This window comes from Cellulomonas olei, assembly GCF_039548315.1.
In the GTDB taxonomy this organism is placed as follows: Bacteria; Actinomycetota; Actinomycetes; order Actinomycetales; family Cellulomonadaceae; genus Cellulomonas.
In genome coordinates this window covers 46,676-63,111 of sequence record NZ_JBCLVN010000043.1, presented here as the reverse complement: position 1 = coordinate 63,111, position 16,436 = coordinate 46,676, and the positions used below count along the sequence as shown (strand labels likewise).

General features: G+C 76.0%; 9 protein-coding genes. 6 read left to right on the top strand and 3 right to left on the bottom strand.

Going from position 1 to position 16,436, the window contains the following annotated elements; translation table 11 throughout:
- Together AAHH18_RS13410 and AAHH18_RS13405 are read right to left on the bottom strand one after the other, a co-directional pair.
- The coding region (locus tag AAHH18_RS13410; protein ID WP_343301963.1) for a hypothetical protein at positions 1-1,611 on the bottom strand (1,611 nt) is incomplete at its 3' end.
- A 69-nt stretch (positions 1,612-1,680) separates the two neighbouring features.
- Entirely contained in the window at positions 1,681-3,516 is a 1,836-nt protein-coding gene (locus tag AAHH18_RS13405) for a sigma-70 family RNA polymerase sigma factor (RefSeq protein ID WP_343301962.1), read from the bottom strand.
- A 215-nt stretch (positions 3,517-3,731) separates the two neighbouring features.
- On the opposite strand from AAHH18_RS13405, the gene AAHH18_RS13400 reads away from it, so the two are divergent.
- Positions 3,732-9,605: an SdrD B-like domain-containing protein gene (locus AAHH18_RS13400; RefSeq protein ID WP_343301961.1), complete on the top strand. Its 5,874-nt coding sequence runs from the start codon at positions 3,732-3,734 to the stop codon at positions 9,603-9,605.
- Between the two features lie 50 nt (positions 9,606-9,655).
- Here AAHH18_RS13400 and AAHH18_RS13395 read toward each other — a convergent pair whose 3' ends face one another.
- Complete coding sequence (locus tag AAHH18_RS13395; RefSeq protein ID WP_343301960.1) at positions 9,656-10,675, bottom strand: glycoside hydrolase family 43 protein; 1,020 nt, start codon at positions 10,673-10,675, stop codon at positions 9,656-9,658.
- A gap of 79 nt (positions 10,676-10,754) precedes the next feature.
- On the opposite strand from AAHH18_RS13395, the gene AAHH18_RS13390 reads away from it, so the two are divergent.
- The 5 genes from AAHH18_RS13390 (at position 10,755) to AAHH18_RS13370 (ending at position 16,419) form a co-directional block, all read left to right on the top strand.
- Positions 10,755-11,795 carry a LacI family DNA-binding transcriptional regulator gene (locus AAHH18_RS13390; protein ID WP_343301959.1) on the top strand — a complete coding sequence of 347 codons (1,041 nt, stop codon included), beginning with the start codon at positions 10,755-10,757 and terminating at the stop codon, positions 11,793-11,795.
- A 147-nt stretch (positions 11,796-11,942) separates the two neighbouring features.
- Positions 11,943-13,202 carry an ABC transporter substrate-binding protein gene (locus AAHH18_RS13385; protein WP_343301958.1) on the top strand — a complete coding sequence of 420 codons (1,260 nt, stop codon included), beginning with the start codon at positions 11,943-11,945 and terminating at the stop codon, positions 13,200-13,202.
- A 96-nt stretch (positions 13,203-13,298) separates the two neighbouring features.
- Complete coding sequence (locus tag AAHH18_RS13380) at positions 13,299-14,279, top strand: carbohydrate ABC transporter permease (protein WP_283318555.1); 981 nt, start codon at positions 13,299-13,301, stop codon at positions 14,277-14,279.
- On the top strand, positions 14,279-15,157 hold the full coding sequence (locus AAHH18_RS13375) for a carbohydrate ABC transporter permease (protein WP_343301957.1): 879 nt from the start codon (positions 14,279-14,281) through the stop codon (positions 15,155-15,157). Before AAHH18_RS13380 ends, AAHH18_RS13375 begins: the two co-directional genes overlap by 1 nt.
- Positions 15,154-16,419 (top strand): family 1 glycosylhydrolase, encoded by a 1,266-nt coding sequence (locus AAHH18_RS13370; RefSeq protein WP_343301956.1) that lies wholly within the window; start codon positions 15,154-15,156, stop codon positions 16,417-16,419. The genes AAHH18_RS13375 and AAHH18_RS13370 overlap by 4 nt, the downstream gene beginning before the upstream one ends.
- Positions 16,420-16,436: the final 17 nt, after the last annotated feature.

The following is a 16,436-nucleotide window of genomic DNA, read 5'->3' as shown; positions in this document are numbered from 1 at the left end:
GGTCGTGGCGAGCGCGGCCGGCCGGGCGGCCGTCGGCGCCGCAGCGGCAGCGGGCGCGGCGGCCGGGGCCTCCGGGTCCGCGGGCGCGGCGGCGACCGTGACCGGCACCGACGTCACGGCGATGCCGTCCAGCAGCACCACGATGTGGTGGTCGCCGGCGGGCGTCCCGGCGGGGAGGTCGACGGTGACGCGCAGGACGCCCTCGCCGGACGTGCGCGCGGTCGCGAGGAACACCGGCGTGGAGTGCAGCTCGAGCGTGTACTCCGTGTCGGGCAGCAGGCCCCAGACCTCGACGGTCACGGAGTCGCCGGCAGCGGCGCTGTCCGTGGACGCCGCGATGGTGGGTGCGGCGATCCGGCCGGACGGGGGCGTCGCGATCTCGTACGGCTGGTACCCGGTCGCGTGCGCGGTGACGACGGCGTACACACTCTCCCCGACGAGGTCGCGCGTCGGCAGCAGCGTCGCCGCGGTGGCGCCCGGCACCGGCGTGCCGTCGGCCGTGAACCACTGGTAGGTCAGCGACTCCGGCTGCGGCGACCACGCGGCGGTGTCGAGCGTGGCGGTCAGCGAGCCGGTGAGGACGTGCCGGCCGACGAGCTGGGGCGCGGCGCCCGGGGTGAAGGAGCGCAGCGACACGGTCGGCGTGTAGTCCGAGCCGAGCGTCTGGTAGTCGTGGTGGCCGGCGGCGTGGAGCACGGCCTGCACGTACAGCGGCTGGCCCAGCAGGTCGAGGCCGGGGGTGAACGTCGCGGACGTCGCGCCCGGCACGGGCGTGCCGTCCGTCCGGTACCACTGGTAATCCACGGAGTCCGGCACCGGGGTCACGCCGGCGGTGTCGAAGGCTGCGGTGAACGGATCCCCGACGAGCCCGGAGCCGGAGACGGTGGGGCGGCCGACGCCGTCGAACGAGCCGAGGTGCACCGTGGTGCTCGCCGTCGAGGTCTGGGTGTTGGTGACCCGGCCCGTCGCCGTCGCGGTGACGACGACGTACAGCGTGGAGCCGATGTCGTCGGCGTCGGGCGTGTACGTGGCGAACGTGCTGCCGCTGCCGGACGCGACGACGGCGTCGACGGGGTAGCGGTGCCACACGTAGGTCAGCGTCTCCGCCGCCGGCGACCACGCGCCGGTGGCGGTGAGCGTCAGGGGCTGCCCGACCACGCCGCTGCCGGTGACGGCGTACGAGGGCGTGGCGTCGAAGCCGGGGGTCGCGACCGCGCCGGTCATGTTCGTGCCGACCACGTGCGTCTCGCTGGTCCCGTCGCCGAACCACACCGCGGCGTACAGCGACTTGCCGAGGTCGGCCTCCGTCGGCACGTACACCAGGTCGTCGCGGTCGTCCGTCAGCTGCGTGCCGTCGGACCAGTACCAGTCGACCGCCGTGGTGACCGGCGTCGGGGCGACCTCCACGGCCGCGAGCGACACGGCCAGCGGCTGCCCGAGCCACGCGCTGCCGGGCACCGTCGGCGTGCCGGTCACGGCGTAGGGGACCGCCGCGGCGGGCCCGGCGGTGAGCAGCCCGGCGGCCAGCACGAGGGCGGCGGTGAGCGCGGCACGCACGCGGGTCAGGGGGCGACGACGACGGGTGACGGGCACGCGGGGCTCCTCGGTCACGGGTGGCTGTGCCTGGACCGTACCGTCCCGGGCGCCGGGAACCCGCAGGCCAGCACGCGTTTCACCCGGTCACGGCACCGTGAACGCGACCCGGGCCCAGGCGCCGACGAGCCCCCGGTCGGGGTCGGCGTACCGGACGGCGAACGTGTGCGCGCCCGGGGTCAACCCGTGCACGGTCCGCACCAGCGGGGCGTCCGCGAGCACGTGCGTCCGGCCCGTGCGCACGCCGTCGACGGCGGCCTCGACGCGCAGCCCGGCGGTGCCGCCGAACCGCACCTCGAGGTCGTCCGCCACCCCGTCGCCGTCCAGCGCCACCGGGACGACCACCTCGCCGTCGGCCGGCGACAGCAGCTCCGGCGCCTCCGCGGTGTACGGGCCGAACGGGCCGGCCACCGGGGACTCGCGGTCGTCCACCCGCTGCACGACCACCAGGGTGACCGCGGTGCCCGCGTCCACGTCCGCCTGCACGGCGGCCCGCCACGCGCCCGCCTCGTCGGCCGTGGTGGCGCCGAGGACGGCGCCGTCGGCCGTCCGGAGCTCGACCACCGCACCGGGCACCGCCGTCCCGGAGAGCGCGGGCAGGTAGTGCGGCTCGGCGAGCACGTCGACGACGGTCGGGGCGGCCGGGCCCTCGGGGTCGACGGGCACCTCCGGGTCGACGGGCACCTCGGGGTCGACCGGCACCTCCGGGTCCACCGGCGTCCCGGGCCCGGCCGGGGTGCCGGGGTGCACGGGTGCGGGTCCCGGCGGCGCCGCCGGGACGGGCGGGAGGTCCTCCGCGGGTGCGGCCGTCGTGCCGCCGCGGGTCCCGTCGCCCTCCCGGACGGGGCTCCGGGGCGGCGTGGCGTCGTCGTCCGGGGGGAGCTGCTCCGCGCCGTCCGGCACCGGGTCGTCCACCGGGGTGGCCGGGCCGGGCGGCTGCGGGCCCGGGGCGGGCGCCTCGGGCGCCGTGACGTCCGCCGCCTGCGGGGCGGGTCCGTCACCGCCGCCGAGGCGTGCCAGCCCGAGCGCACCGGCGGCGAGCGCGAGCACCGCCGCAGCGGCAGCGGCCGCGGTGGCGAGCGACCGCCGTGACGGGCGCAGCCGGCGCGGGGCGGGGGTGCCTGCCGCGCCGGCGGCGAGCGGCCCGCCGGGGAGGGCGACCGCGAGGGCGGGCAGCGGCCAGAGCAGCACGCGCAGCCGCGCCCGGAGCAGGATCTCGGCCTCCGTGCCGACCTCGGCCACGAGGACCGGGCAGTCGTCGCAGGTCTCGAGGTGCCGGTCGAACCGGCGTCGGGCGCGCGGGGACAGCGCCCCGCGGTGGTGGTCGCCGACGCGCTCGGCCACCCAGCGGCAGTCGGCGCGCTCGGGCAACCGGGTCACGTGGGCCTGCAGCCAGGCGCGCCGCAGCCCCTCCCGGGCGCGGTAGGCCAGGGCCGCAGCGGCGTTCGGCTGCAGGCCGATCAGCGGTGCGACCTCGGCCGGCGTCAGCTCCTCGAGCTCGGTGTACCAGAGCACCTCGGCCCACTCCGGCGGCAGCGAGGCGTAGGCGCGGGCGAGCAGGGCCTCGTCGGCGAGGCGCTGGGCGACGGGCGGCTCGTCCACCGGCCCGTCGACCCCGTCGAGGCTGGTCGTCGCGCCCGCGCGGGCGGTCCACGACATGGCGACGTTGCGGATCGTCGCGTACAGGTAGGGCCGGAACGCCCCGTCGGGGCCGCGGCCCGCGCCGAGCGCCTCGAGGATCCGCGCGAACGCCTCGGCCACCAGGTCGTCGGGGTCGAACCGGTCGGTGATCCGGCGGGCCGCCGCACGGCCCGCGTCCGCGTGCCGTCGCCAGAGCTCGCCGTATGCGTCGTGGTCGCCGTCGCGCACACGCTGCGCGAGCTCGGTGTCGGACCTCTCCGTCGCGGGCAGCACGACGTCCATCGCCTCCTGGGGGAACCGCCGGTGGGCTCAGGCGGTCCGGCCACCCAACCAGAGGTCCCGGACGTTGCAGGTATCCGGTTTGTCCCGTTCACCCGAAGGGGCGAATCCGACGAACCGGACTGCCGAACTCGCGTCATAGCGACCGCTCCCCGCAGTCCTGCACCGCAGGAGGGCCTTCCCGGCCCGGACCAGGTGCGAGCGGACGAGGGACTGACGTGGAGAACAGGCAGGGTGCAGGGCGCGCCGGACGGTGGGCGCGACGGTGGTCGCGCGGGTGGGCCCGTGGGTGGGCGCTGGGGCTGACGGTCGTGCTGGCGCTCGTCGCCGCCGTGGCCGGGGCGCCGGCGGCGGCCACGGCGGCGGGCGCCCCGGCGGCGGCCGAGGAGCCGCGGGCGGCGCTGAGCGTCGTGAAGTCGGTCGTGCCGACCGAGGCGCGCCCCGGGGACCGCGTGACCTGGACGATCGACGTCACGTGCGAGTCCATCGTCACGATGTGCGTCGACGCGGTGCTGACGGACGCGGTCCCCGCGCCGTTCGTCATCGAGCCGGACGGCGTGTCGGTGCAGGGGCAGCGCACGGGGTCCGCCGACGTGGCCGTGGACGGCAGCGAGGTGCGCGTGGCCTTCCGCGAGACCGACGCCGGCCGGCCCGGTGCGCAGGGCATCGCCGCGGGCCAGAGCCTGTCCGTGCTCGTGCAGACCACGCTGCCCGCCGGCACCGACCGCTCGTGGGACGGCGCGTCCGTCGTGAACACCGCCGACGCCGTCGCCGCCAACGCGGACCCGGTGTCCGACGACGCGACCGTGACGGTCGTCGTCCCGGTGGACCCCGCCGTCGGCGTCACCAAGCGCTGGACACCGTCGGACCAGGTGGCCGGCGACGGAGCGGACCTCACCCTCGCGCTGGGGGTGGAGAACCGGTCCCCCGTCGCGGCGACGGCGCTCACCCTGACCGACCCGGCCGCCGGCACCGCGCCCGCGTTCGGGCCCGGCACCCCGCTGGACCTGCGCGGCTTCGGTGACTGGACGGCGCCGGACGGTGCCACCGGCCTGACGGTCGAGCTGGTGACCGCGGCGGGCAACACCACGGTCGGGCCGTTCGCGCCCGGCACCCCCGTCGACACCGGTGCGGTGGACCTCGCGGCCGTCACGGGCGTCGTCCTGCGCTTCAAGGGTGACGACGCCGAGGCCCTCCCGCCGGGGGCGGCCGGCGCGGTCGCGCTCCGGCTCGGCCAGAACGGCACCGCGGACCGCGACGCCGTGACGCAGGTCCCCAACACGGCCGCGGGATCGGTCGCGACCGCGGCCGGCGACGCCACCGGCACGGCCTCCGCGACGGTGCAGCTCAACCCCGTGACGGTCGAGGTGACGGCCGGCAAGACCGTCGAGGGCCGCGCGCAGGCGCAGGTCGTGGCCGGCGCGGAGGCGGTCGTCGCGCTGAGCGCCGCCAACTCCTCCAACACCACGCTCGCCACCCTGACCGTGCGCGAGCCGGCCACCGGCACCGACCCGTTCGGGACCACGGCCGACGGCAAGCTCGAGCTGCTGGGCCTCGGGTCCGACGGCACGGGCACCGGCGCGGGCGCCGACTGGCCGGAGGGCGCCGTCGAGGCCGAGGTCACGTTCACCGGCACGGGCCCCGGCCTGCCGCTCACCGCGACCGTCGCGGCCCCGGCGGACGGCTCCGCCGGCACGGTCGGCTGGCCGCAGGTGCCGGCCGGTGCGGTCGTCACGGGCGTCCAGGTGGAGTACCGCGGCACCATGCCTCCGGGCGCGCGGGCGGTGCTGCCGCTGCGCGTCGCCACGGACGCCGGCTGGGACACCACCCGCGGCTTCCCGAACCAGGTGGCCGTGGGCGGCTCGGCCTCCGACGGCACGGTCGCGGCGGAGCGCACCGCGACGGCGACCCTCACGGTCGTGCCGCGCCGCGTCGTCACGACGACCGCGAAGACGCTGACGCAGGCGGTCGGCGGCGAGCAGGTCACGGGCGCCGTGGGCCAGGAGGTCGTCGCCCGGCTGACCGGCGGCATCTCCGCCGACACGACGGTGCCCGTGGGGCGGCTCGTGATCGAGGACGTCGCGGACGGCACCGCCGGGTCCAGCCTGTGGGGCGTCGCCGCGCTCGACCGCCTCGGGTCCGTCGCGGTCCCCGGCGGGTCGCAGGCCGAGGTGCTGGTCCGGGTCGGCGGGGCGTGGACCTCGCTCGCGGGGCCGACCTCCGACGCCTCCGCGCTGCTCGACCTGGCGGTGCCCGCGGGCGCCGACGGGGTCCGCGTCGTGTACACGCCGCTGACCGCCGGCGCGTCCCTGCCGACCACCGGCAGCTTCCGACCCGTCGTCACGCTGGTGATGGCGCTGACCGAGGCGCAGGCCCCGGGGACCGCCCTGACCAACACCGCGTCGACCACCGGTGAGGGCACCGGCGTGGGCGAGGGCCTCACCGGCACCTCGGGCGACACCGCGACCACGACGCCCGGACCGGGCGGCACGCCCCTGGACATCCGCCGCGTCGACGCGAGCAAGCAGTGGCGCGACGCCGCGGCGCTCGTCCCCGTCGGCAACGCGACGGCCGAGGACGGCGACCGGCCCGCCAACCGCCTCACCATGCGGGTGCAGAACGTCACCGGCATCCCCGTGCAGACGCTGCGCCTGGTCGACCCGGACCCGCAGGTGCTCGCCAACGCGTTCGACCTGGTGGACGTGACGCGCCTGGCGGTCACCGCCCCGGAGGGCACGCGGGACCTCACCGTCGTGCTGCGCGACGCGGACGGCACGCCGCTGCGGACGCTGACGTCGGCCGCGGCGGTCGCCGCGCTGACCCGGGCCGAGCTCGCCGACGTGGCGCAGGTCGAGGCGCGCGCGGACGGCACGCTGCCGGACGGCGCCGTGCTCACCGTGGTCGCCGACACGGAGCTGCGGGCCACCACCCGCTCCGGCTCGCCGGTGCTCGGGACCGCGGACGGCCCCGCGTGGACGACCGTCGTCAACACGCTGCGTGGCGACCTCGGCCCCGGCACGCCGGACGACGCCGCGCGCGCCGACACCGTGCTGTACCCCGAGGCGCTGCAGCCGCTCGACGGCGCGCTCGCCAAGTCGGTGGACCCCGGCACGGTGCCCCGGTACGCCGCCGAGGACCGCACCGTGCGGCTCGCGCTGAGCGCGCGGCGCACGAGCGACGCGGCGGTGAGCCGCCCGTGGCAGTACGTGCTCGAGGACACGACGCCGGAGTTCTGGGACGCGGTGGACCTCGTGGGCCTGGAGGCGCTGTCCGGCGTGACCGCCGCCGACGGGACCGGCTTCACCGCCGCCGTCGAGTACCGCGTGGACGGGGCGTGGACCCCGGCGGTGACGTCGGAGCTGGCCCCCGGCACCGCCGCGGCCTCCCCGGCGCTCCCCGCGGGCGCGGGCGACCTGCCGGACGGCGTCGACCCGTCGGACGTGACCGGCCTGCGCGTCACGTTCACCGCACCCGAGGGCCGGTGGTTCGCCAACCGCGTCGTGGGCGGGTTCGAGGGCCCGACGGTCCTGGTCACGCTGGCGCCGCGCAGCACGCTGCGCAGCACCGGCGCGGAGGTCCCGGCGGGCACCGTCACGAACGTGCTCACCGGCTCCGTGCAGGGCGAGCACACGCCGTCGCCCGTGGTCCTGGACCCGGTCACCGCGCCGTACACCGTCACCGACGGCACCCCGGACGCCACGGTGACCAAGTCGCCGGTCACCACGACCACCGGCCCGGGCGCGGTCATCCCGTTCACGCTGACCGCGACCAGCACGGGCACGGCCCCGCTGGTCGACCCCGTGCTGACCGACGTGCTGCCGGCCGACGCCGAGGGCGCCCTGCTCGTGTACGACGAGCAGGCGTACGGCGCCGCGAGCGTGCAGGTCACGCCGGCCACCGCTGCCGCGGCGTCCGCCACGCCCACGGTGACGCTCGACGGCACCGCTCTGCGCGTCACCTTCCCGCCCGGCACCCGCCTGCTGCCCGGGGAGCGCGTGCTCGTCACGGTGCCGCTCGCCGTGCGGCCGGGCGTCGCCGCGGGCACGACGCTCACCAACGGGTTCGTGCTGACCGCCGCGGACGACCTGCGGCGGGAGGCGACCGCGACGGTGGAGGTCGTCGCGATGGCCACCTACCTGCGCGTCAAGGACGTGGCGGAGGACGTCGCCCCCGGCGGGCGGCCCACGGGCGTGGTGAGCACCGTCGGCGGCACCTGCACCGACGACGGCGGGTTCTACCGGAACCCCTGCCTGGTGCGGACGGCCCCCGGCGGGACGGAGACCTGGCGGATGCGGGTGACCAACACCGGCAACCTGCCCACCGCCGCGATCTCGCTCGTCGACGTGCTGCCGCACCCCGGTGACACGGGGACGTCGCGCTCGCAGAGCGGGTCGCCGCGCGGCAGCGTCTGGGCGCCCGAGTACCTGGGCGACCTCCACGTCGAGGGCGTCCCCGCCGCCGGCAGCAGCGCGGTGTCGTACCTGCTCGACGGGCGGACGTGCCGGTTCACCGGCGACCCGCGGTCGGCGGACCCCGCCGGCGACGGGTGCGCCGCCGACGTGTGGACGCCCGCCGACCAGGTCGACGACCTCGCTGCGGTGCGCGGGCTGCGCGTGGACGTCGACCTCGCCGCCGAGCCGCTCCAGCCGGGGGAGACCGTCACGGTGACCTTCCGCACCCGGTCCGCCACCGGGTACGACCGGGCCGCCGCCGACGTGGACGCGCCCGCGTGGAACACGATGGTGGTCAGCACGGCGAGCGTCGCGGCGTCCGGGCTGGTGCACGAGACGCTCGAGCCCAACCGCGCCGGCGTCGCCGTCGACCGCACGTACGCGCTCGGCGACCTCGTGTGGGTCGACCGGGACCGCGACGGCCGGCAGGGCGCGGACGAGCCCGGGGTGCCGGGCGTGACCGTCCAGGTGGTGCCGGCCGGGTCGGACGAGCCCGTCGCGACCACCGTCACCGGCCCGGACGGCCGCTGGCACGTCGACCTGCTGCCGGCGGGGGAGTACCGGGTGCGGTTCGTGCTCGACGACGCCACCGCCGCCCGGTACGTGTTCACGCGGTCGCTCGTGGGCGACGGGGCGGGCGACTCGGACCCGGGCGCCGACGGCTGGACCCGGGTGGTGCGGCTCGGCACCGACGCACCGCGCGTGCGTCCGGTGGTCCCCGCGGACGGGCTCACGGCCGACTACGTCGACCCGACGGTCGACGCGGGCCTGGTCGAGCGCACCGTCCGCGTCGGGGACCTCGTCTGGGTCGACACCGACGGCGACGGCGTGCAGGACCCGGGCGAGCCGGGCATCCCGGGCGTGGTGCTGCGGCTGACCGGACCGGACGGGTCCGACGTGCTGGACGCGTTCGGCCGCCCGGTGCGGCCGGTGACCACCGACGCGGACGGCCGGTACCTGTTCGAGGACCTGCTGCCCGGGCGGTACCGGGTGACGGTCGACCGGCTGGCGTCCGCGGACGCGCTGCGGCCGTACGCACCGACGCTCGAGGGGGCCGGGTCCGACCGGGCGCGGGACTCCTCGACGTGGACTGCGGACTCGTCCGCCCTGACCGGCGGCCAGGAGGACCTGACGCTGGACTTCGGGTTCGTGCCGGCCGACGAGAGCAGGCTCGCGGTGCGCAAGGCGGTCGCCGACCGGGTGGCCGGGCGCATCACGTGGGAGGTCACGGTGCTGTCCGCCGGCACCCGGGACGTGCGGGACGGGTTCACCGTGAGCGACGAGCTCGAGGCCGGCCTGCGGTACGTCTCCGCCACGGGTGACGGGTTCGACTGCACCGTCGAGGGCCAGGTCGTCACCTGCCGCCACGACGGGCCGCTCGCGGCGGGCGGGACCGCCACGGTCCTCGTGGTGACGGACGTGACCACGCCCGGCGCCACGGTGGGCAACACGGCGGTCGTGCAGCCGGACGACCCGCACGGCACCGGCGTGCCGCCGGCGAGCGACTCCGCGGTGAGCGCCGCGCCCGCGGGCGAGCTGGCCCGCACCGGCTCGGACGCCGGGTGGCTGCTGCTGGGCGGGCTGGGCGCGCTGCTGCTCGGCGCCCTGCTGGTGGTGTCCCGCCGCCTGCGACGGGAGTGACGACGCCGGGCCGGCCCGCCGCACGCGCGGTGGGCCGGCCCGGCCCGGTGTCAGGCGACGGCGGGAGGCGTGCCGTCGGGTCGCAGCACGACGGTCGACGTCGGCACGGGCCGCGTGTCCGGCACCGGGACGCCCCACACGGGCCGGCCGTCGGCGTCGAACGGCAGCACCTGCGCGCGGGCGTGGCGGTTGGGGTCCCAGAGCGGGTCCCCGGCCGTCTCGGGGGCGGGCCGGGCGTGGTAGACGAGCACGACCCGGCCGTCCTCGGTCTCGGTGAACGAGTTGTGGCCCGGCCCGTACTGCCCGGTGGCCGGGTTGCTCACCATCACCGGCTCGGGGCTCTTGGTCCAGGACGCCGGGTCGAGCAGGTCGGCGGTGGCGTCAGCCGTCAGCAGGCCCATCGCGTACTCGGGGCCGGTCGCCGCGCCGGAGTACGTGAGCCACACCCGGCCGTGCCGGACCAGCACGGCCGGCCCCTCGTTCACCCAGAACCCGGCGGTCTCCCAGGCGTGCTCGGGCCGGCTGAGCAGGACCGCCGGTCCCGCGAGCGTCCACGGGTCCGCCATCGGGGCGATGTAGAGGTTCGAGTGCCCGCGGACCGCGAGGTCCTGCTGCGCCCACACCAGGTACTGCGTGCCGTCGTGCACGAAGGTGGTGGCGTCGAGCGCGAACGTCTCCCACCCGGTGTCCACCTGGCCGCGCTCGACCCACGTGCCCGTGAAGGGGTCCGGTGCCGTGTTCTCCAGCACGTACACGCGGTGGTTGAACGTCTCCGCGGCGCCGGGCGCGTCCGCGGTGCCGCGGTCGTCGGGGGCCGCGGCCAGGTACACGTACCAGGCGCCGCCCACGCGGTGCAGCTCGGGCGCCCAGATCAGGTGCGACATCGGGCCGTCGGCGTGGCGCTCCCAGATCGTCACCTCGGGGGCGGCCTGCAGCCCCGCGAGCGTGTCGGCGCAGCGCAGCACGACGCGGTCGTAGGCGGGGTGCGACGCGGTGAAGTAGTACCGGCCGTCGTGACGCAGGACGTGCGGGTCGGCGCGCTGCAGCACGACCGGGTTCGGGATCTCCACGAGTTCTCCAACGTTGTACGGGTGGCGCCGCGACAGTAGCGCCGGTCCGCTTCGGAATTCAACGTTGTAAGGTCGCCACGTGGCAGCGCACGCAGGGGAGGGACCGGCGCCCACGCTCCGCGACGTCGCGGAGGTGGCCGGGGTCTCGTTCAAGACCGTCTCCAACGTCCTCAACGACCACCCGCAGGTGCGTGAGGCGACGCGCGCGCGGGTGCTCGCCGCCGTCGAGCAGCTCGGCTACCGGCCGAACCTGTCCGCCCGGAACCTCCGCCGCGGGCACAGCGGGGTGATCGGCCTGGCCGTCCCCGAGCTCGGCCAGGCGTTCTTCGCCCAGCTCGCCGACGACGTCATCCACACGGCGGCGGAGCGCGGGCTGGTCGTGCTGGTCGAGCAGACCGGCGGGGACCGGGAGCGCGAGCTCGAGGTGCTGCGCAGCCCGCGGCTGTCCCTCACGGACGGGCTGCTGCTGGCGCCGCTCGGCCTGACCGCCCAGGACGCCGAGGACGCCGCACCCGCGTCGCCGCTCGTCGTGCTCGGCGAGCCGCTGTTCGCCGGCGCGGTCGACCACGTGACGATGCGCCACGAGGACGCGGCCCGCGCGGCGACCGGGCACCTGCTGGGCCTCGGCCGGCGGCGGGTGCTGCTGCTCGGCGCCCACGCGGGGGAGACGACGAGCGTGGCCGGCCTGCGCCACGCGGGCTACGTCGCGGCGCTCGCCGCGGCCGGCATCCCCGTGGACGACGCGCTGGTGGTGCCGATCGAGACCTGGGACCGGCCGAACGGCGCCCGCGCGATGGCCGAGGTGCTCGACGCGGGCACGCGCATGGACGCCGTGTTCGCCATGAACGACGACCTGGCGCTCGGCGCGCTGCGCTCGCTGCAGGAGCGCGGCCTGCGCGTGCCGCACGACGTGGCGCTGGTCGGGTTCGACGACGTGGCGGACGGCCGCTTCGCGTACCCGAACCTCACGACGGTGGAGCCCGGCCGGCATGAGGTGGCGCGGCTGGCGGTGGAGTACCTGCAGGAGCGGATCGCGGACCGCCGGACCGGGCGGCAGCTCGCGCCGCGCGTGGTCGCGCCGGACTTCCGGCTGGTGGTCCGGGAGTCGACGACGCTCTGACGCCCGGCGCGCCCGCGCCCCTGACCTGCGGTCTGCCCCCTCCCGGGGCCCGGGGTTGACAGCCCGGCGGGCGTCCCGGCACCATGCACTTACAACGTTGACTTACAACGTTGTATCGGGAGTAGACGTTCCGAAAGGTCCACCGCGATGAAGCGAACCCCCGCACTGCTGGCCGCCCCGGTCTGCCTGACGCTCGCCCTCGCGGCGTGCTCCGGCGGCGGCTCCTCCTCCGGCTCCGACGGACCCGTCGAGCTCACGTTCTGGCACGGCTACACCGAGGCCGACGGCGACGTGCTCGAGCAGATCGTCGACGACTTCAACGCCGCGCACGACGGCGAGATCACCATCACCACCGAGGTGAACCCCTGGGACGTCATCGACGACACGTTCCTGCCGGCCCTGTCCGCCGACAACGGGCCCGAGATCGTCGCCATGCCGGCCGAGCGGCTGCCGGTCTACGCCGACCGCGGCGCGTTCGTCGACCTGGACGACTTCTACGCCGGCGACGAGGCCACGCCCGACCTCAACCCGGGCGCCCTCGACATGGTCACCGTCGACGGCACCGCGTACGGCGTCCCCACCGGGTTCGTGCCGCTCACGATGTTCTACAACAAGGCCCTGTTCGCCGAGGCCGGCGTCGAGGTCCCGACAACCTGGGACGAGTGGGTCGCCGCCGCCGAGGCGCTCACCGTGGACGAGGACGGCGACGGCACGCCCGAGCAGTACGGCCTCGTGCTGACCGACCACGCGACGGTCGGCAACGGCGTCTGGCCCACGCTGTTCTACGGCAACGGCGGCGCGGTCGTCGAGGACGGCAAGGCCGTGATCGACTCCCCGGAGAACGCCGAGACCCTCGAGTTCTGGCACGACGCGATCGCGGCGACGCAGCTCAGCCCGACGGGCGTCGACGGCATCGCGGGCGACGGCCTGTACTCCAGCGGCCGGGTCGGCATGTACATCGGCGGCCCGTGGATGGCGTCGATCTCCGAGGAGAACGGCATCGACTACGGCATCGCGCCCATCCCGGCCGGCCCCGCGACGCAGGCCGCCTCCGCCATCGGGGTCGCGATGGCCCTCACCGAGCAGGCCGACCAGGCGCAGCAGGCGGCCGCGCAGGAGTTCTTCAGCTACTTCCTCGCGCACGAGCAGGCGGTCGCGTGGTCGCTCGGCTCCGGCTGGCCGCCTCTGCGCACGGACGTGACGACCGACGAGGTCGGCGAGAACCCCGTCGTCGCGGCGCTCACGGAGCAGGCGGAGCTCGGCCGCCCGCTGCTGCCCGGTGTCGTCAACAGCACCGACGTGCTGACCGCGGTCGACGACCTGACCCAGCGCGCGATGGCCGGCGAGCCGGTCGACGCGCTGCTGGCCGAGGCCCAGACCGCCGTCCAGGCCGCGCTCGACGACTGAGGCCCGGCCCCGCCGGCCCCGCACCGCAGCCGGTCTCCCCCGCCCCGCGTCCTGCCCGGGCGTCGGGGGAGGCCGGCCCCACCGAGAGGCACCACCATGAGCTCCGCGCAGGCCGTCAGCCCGCGTCGCCGGGCCTACCGCGCGCCCGCCCCGCTGGGCGGGCGGCGTCCCGCCACCGGCTCGCCGTCGTCCCGCAGTCCCCGCACCGGCCGCCGCCGTACCCGCACCGCCCTGGCGTTCCTCGCCCCCGCGCTGCTGGTCCTGGGCGTGTTCGTCGTCTGGCCGATGCTGTCCGCGCTCCAGATGTCGTTCACCGACGCGAGCGGCTTCGGGCAGGCCGAGTGGGTCGGGCTGGAGAACTACGCCCGGATCGTCACCGACCCGGACATCCGCGACGCCGTCGGCAACACCGTGCTCTACGCGGTGCTGTTCACGCCGACGGCGGTGGTGGTCGCGCTGGCCCTCGCGCTGCTGCTGAACGACCCGCGGCTGCCGCTGCGCGGCCTGTTCCGGACGGCGCTGTTCCTGCCGTTCATCATCTCGCTGGCCGTGGGTGCGCTCGCCTGGTCGTACCTCATCGACCCGCAGGTCGGGCTGCTGCACTACTGGCTGCGTGGCCTGGGCATCGACCTCGGCAACGTGCTGCAGGACCCGACGCTCGCCATGCCGGCCGTGGCGCTGGTCGCGGTCTGGAAGAACTTCGGGTTCTACATGGTGATCTTCCTGGCCGGGCTCCAGGACATCCCGGGCTCCCTGTACGAGGCGGCGAAGATGGACGGCGCGGGCGCCTGGTCCCGGTTCCGGCACATCACGCTGCCGATGCTGTCGAACACCACCGCGTTCGTCCTGATCTTCGCGCTCATCGCGGCCCTCCAGGCGTTCGACCAGATCTACGTCATGACCGGCGGCGGTCCGTACGGCAGCACCCAGACCGTCGTGATGGAGATCTACGAGTCCGGGTTCCGCAAGCTCGAGCTCGGGTTCGCGTCCGCCCTGTCCTACGTGCTGCTGCTCGCGACGCTGCTGCTCAGCCTCGTCCAGTTCGTGTTCTTCGGCCGCCGCGAGGAGGAGCGCTGATGTCCGCCGCCACCCTGGGGGTCGCCCGTCCCGCGCCCCGGCCCGCGCCCCGCCGCCGCCGGGTCCGCCCGTCGACGGTGCTGCTGACCGCCGCCGTCGTCGTCGCGACCCTCGTCGCGCTGCTGCCGCTCGCGATCGTCCTGTTCACGGCGTTCAAGCCGACGTCCGAGGTCAACGCGTTCCCGCCCACGCTGCTGCCCGACGCCTGGACCACGGCGAACTTCGCGCGGATCTTCGCCGACCTGCCGTTCGCGCGGCTGATCGGCAACTCGTTCCTGTTCGCCGGTGGGGTGACCGTCTTCGCCCTCGTGTTCGACTCGCTCGCCGCCTACGCGCTGGCGCGGATCGACTTCGCCGGCCGCAAGGCGCTGCTGGTGGCGATCGTCGCGACGCTGATGATCCCGTTCCAGGCGACGCTGATCCCCGTCTACCAGATCGTCAGCGACCTGGGCTGGGTCAACACCTTCGCCGGGCTGATCGCGCCGCGCGCCGCCGACGCCTTCGGGATCTTCTTCCTGCGGCAGTTCTTCCTGTCGCTGCCGCGGGACCTCGACAACGCCGCGCGGATCGACGGGGCCTCGGAGCTGCGGGTCTTCACGCAGATCGTGCTGCCCAACGCCCGGCCCGCGCTGATGACCCTCGCGATCTTCGTGTTCGTCAACAACTGGAACGACCTGCTCTGGCCGCTCGTGTTCACCACGCAGCGCGAGATGGGCACCATCACGTCCGGGCTGACGCTGCTCACCGGCCCGGGTGGCATCGTGCCCTACGGCGTGATGATGGCCGGCGCCCTCGTCGCGGTGGTGCCGCTGGTCGTGGCGTTCCTGTTCGTGCAGCGGCGGTTCATCGAGTCCATCGCCACCACGGGGCTCAAGTGAGCGCCCGCCGCTGGTTCGAGGACGGCGCGCTGCACTTCGGCCTCGGGGTGGAGGACACGTTCGTCCCGCAGTCCGGGCCGGGGGAGCGCGCGATCGACGAGTACGCGCTGACCGACCACTACGCGAAGTACGCCTCCGACCTGCAGCTCGCGGTCGACGCCGGGGCCACGTTCCTGCGGTGGGGGGTGCCCTGGTACCGGGTCAGCCCGGCCCCGGGGCAGTGGGACTGGTCGTGGGTGGACCGGGTCGTGGACAGGTTCGGCGAGCTGGGCCTGCGCCCGGTGATCGACCTGCTGCACTACGGCACCCCGCTGTGGCTCGACGGGCAGTTCGCGCACCCCGACTACCCGAAGGTCGTCGCCGAGTACGCCGTCGCGTTCGCCGAGCGGTACGGGGACGCGGTCACGGACTACACCCCCGTCAACGAGCCGATGATCCACGCGCTGTTCTGCGGGGTCTACGGCTACTGGCCGCCCTACCTGACGGGGGACACCGGCCTGGTGGCGATGGTGCGGAGCCTCGGCGAGGGGTTCGTCCGCACGCAGCAGGGCGTCGCGGAGGTGCTCGGCGACCGCGCGACGTTCGTGCACGTGGACGCCTCCATGCGGTACACCGGGGACGTGGACGGCGAGCACCGCGACCAGGCGGCGCGGCTGCGCGAGCAGGCCCACCTGGTCGAGGACCTCGTCACCGGGCGCGTGGCCGACGGTCACCCCCTGCTGCCCGTGCTGCGGGGCGGCGGCATGGACGACGCGAGCCTCGCCTGGTTCGCGGACCAGGCCGTGCGGCCGCACGTGATGGGCGTCAACTACTACCCGCGCATCTCCACGGAGGTGTTCGAGGAGGGCGTCCACCACGGCGGCGGGTTCGCCGACCCGCGGCCCACCCAGGACGCCGGCGTGGCGGGGCTCGTCGAGGTGCTCACCGAGGCCGAGCGCCGCCACGGGGTGCCGGTGATGCTCACGGAGACGTCGGTCACCGCGCCCGTCGCCGACCGCGTCGCGTGGCTGCACGAGTCCGTCGCCGCCGTCCGCGCCCTGCGCGCGCTCGGGCACCGGGTGGTCGGCTACACCTGGTGGCCCGTGTTCGACATGTACGAGTGGACGTACCGCCACGGGACCGGCCCGCGTGCGGACCACCTGCTGACGATGGGCCTGTGGGACCTCGTCGAGGACGGCCGCGGGGGCCTGGACCGCCGCCGCACGCCCGTCGCCGACACGTTCCGCGCGCTCGCGCTGGACGCGCGCGCGAACGGGCGCTGAGCGGCGGTCCCCGCCTG

Excerpts from the sequence above, each read along its gene's own strand:
- AAHH18_RS13405 (WP_343301962.1), bottom strand. The coding sequence starts at position 3,516 with ATGGACGTCGTGCTGCCCGCGACGGAGAGGTCCGACACCGAGCTCGCG.
- AAHH18_RS13385 (WP_343301958.1), top strand. The coding sequence starts at position 11,943 with ATGAAGCGAACCCCCGCACTGCTGGCCGCCCCGGTCTGCCTGACGCTC.
- AAHH18_RS13380 (WP_283318555.1), top strand. The coding sequence starts at position 13,299 with ATGAGCTCCGCGCAGGCCGTCAGCCCGCGTCGCCGGGCCTACCGCGCG.
- AAHH18_RS13375 (WP_343301957.1), top strand. The coding sequence starts at position 14,279 with ATGTCCGCCGCCACCCTGGGGGTCGCCCGTCCCGCGCCCCGGCCCGCG.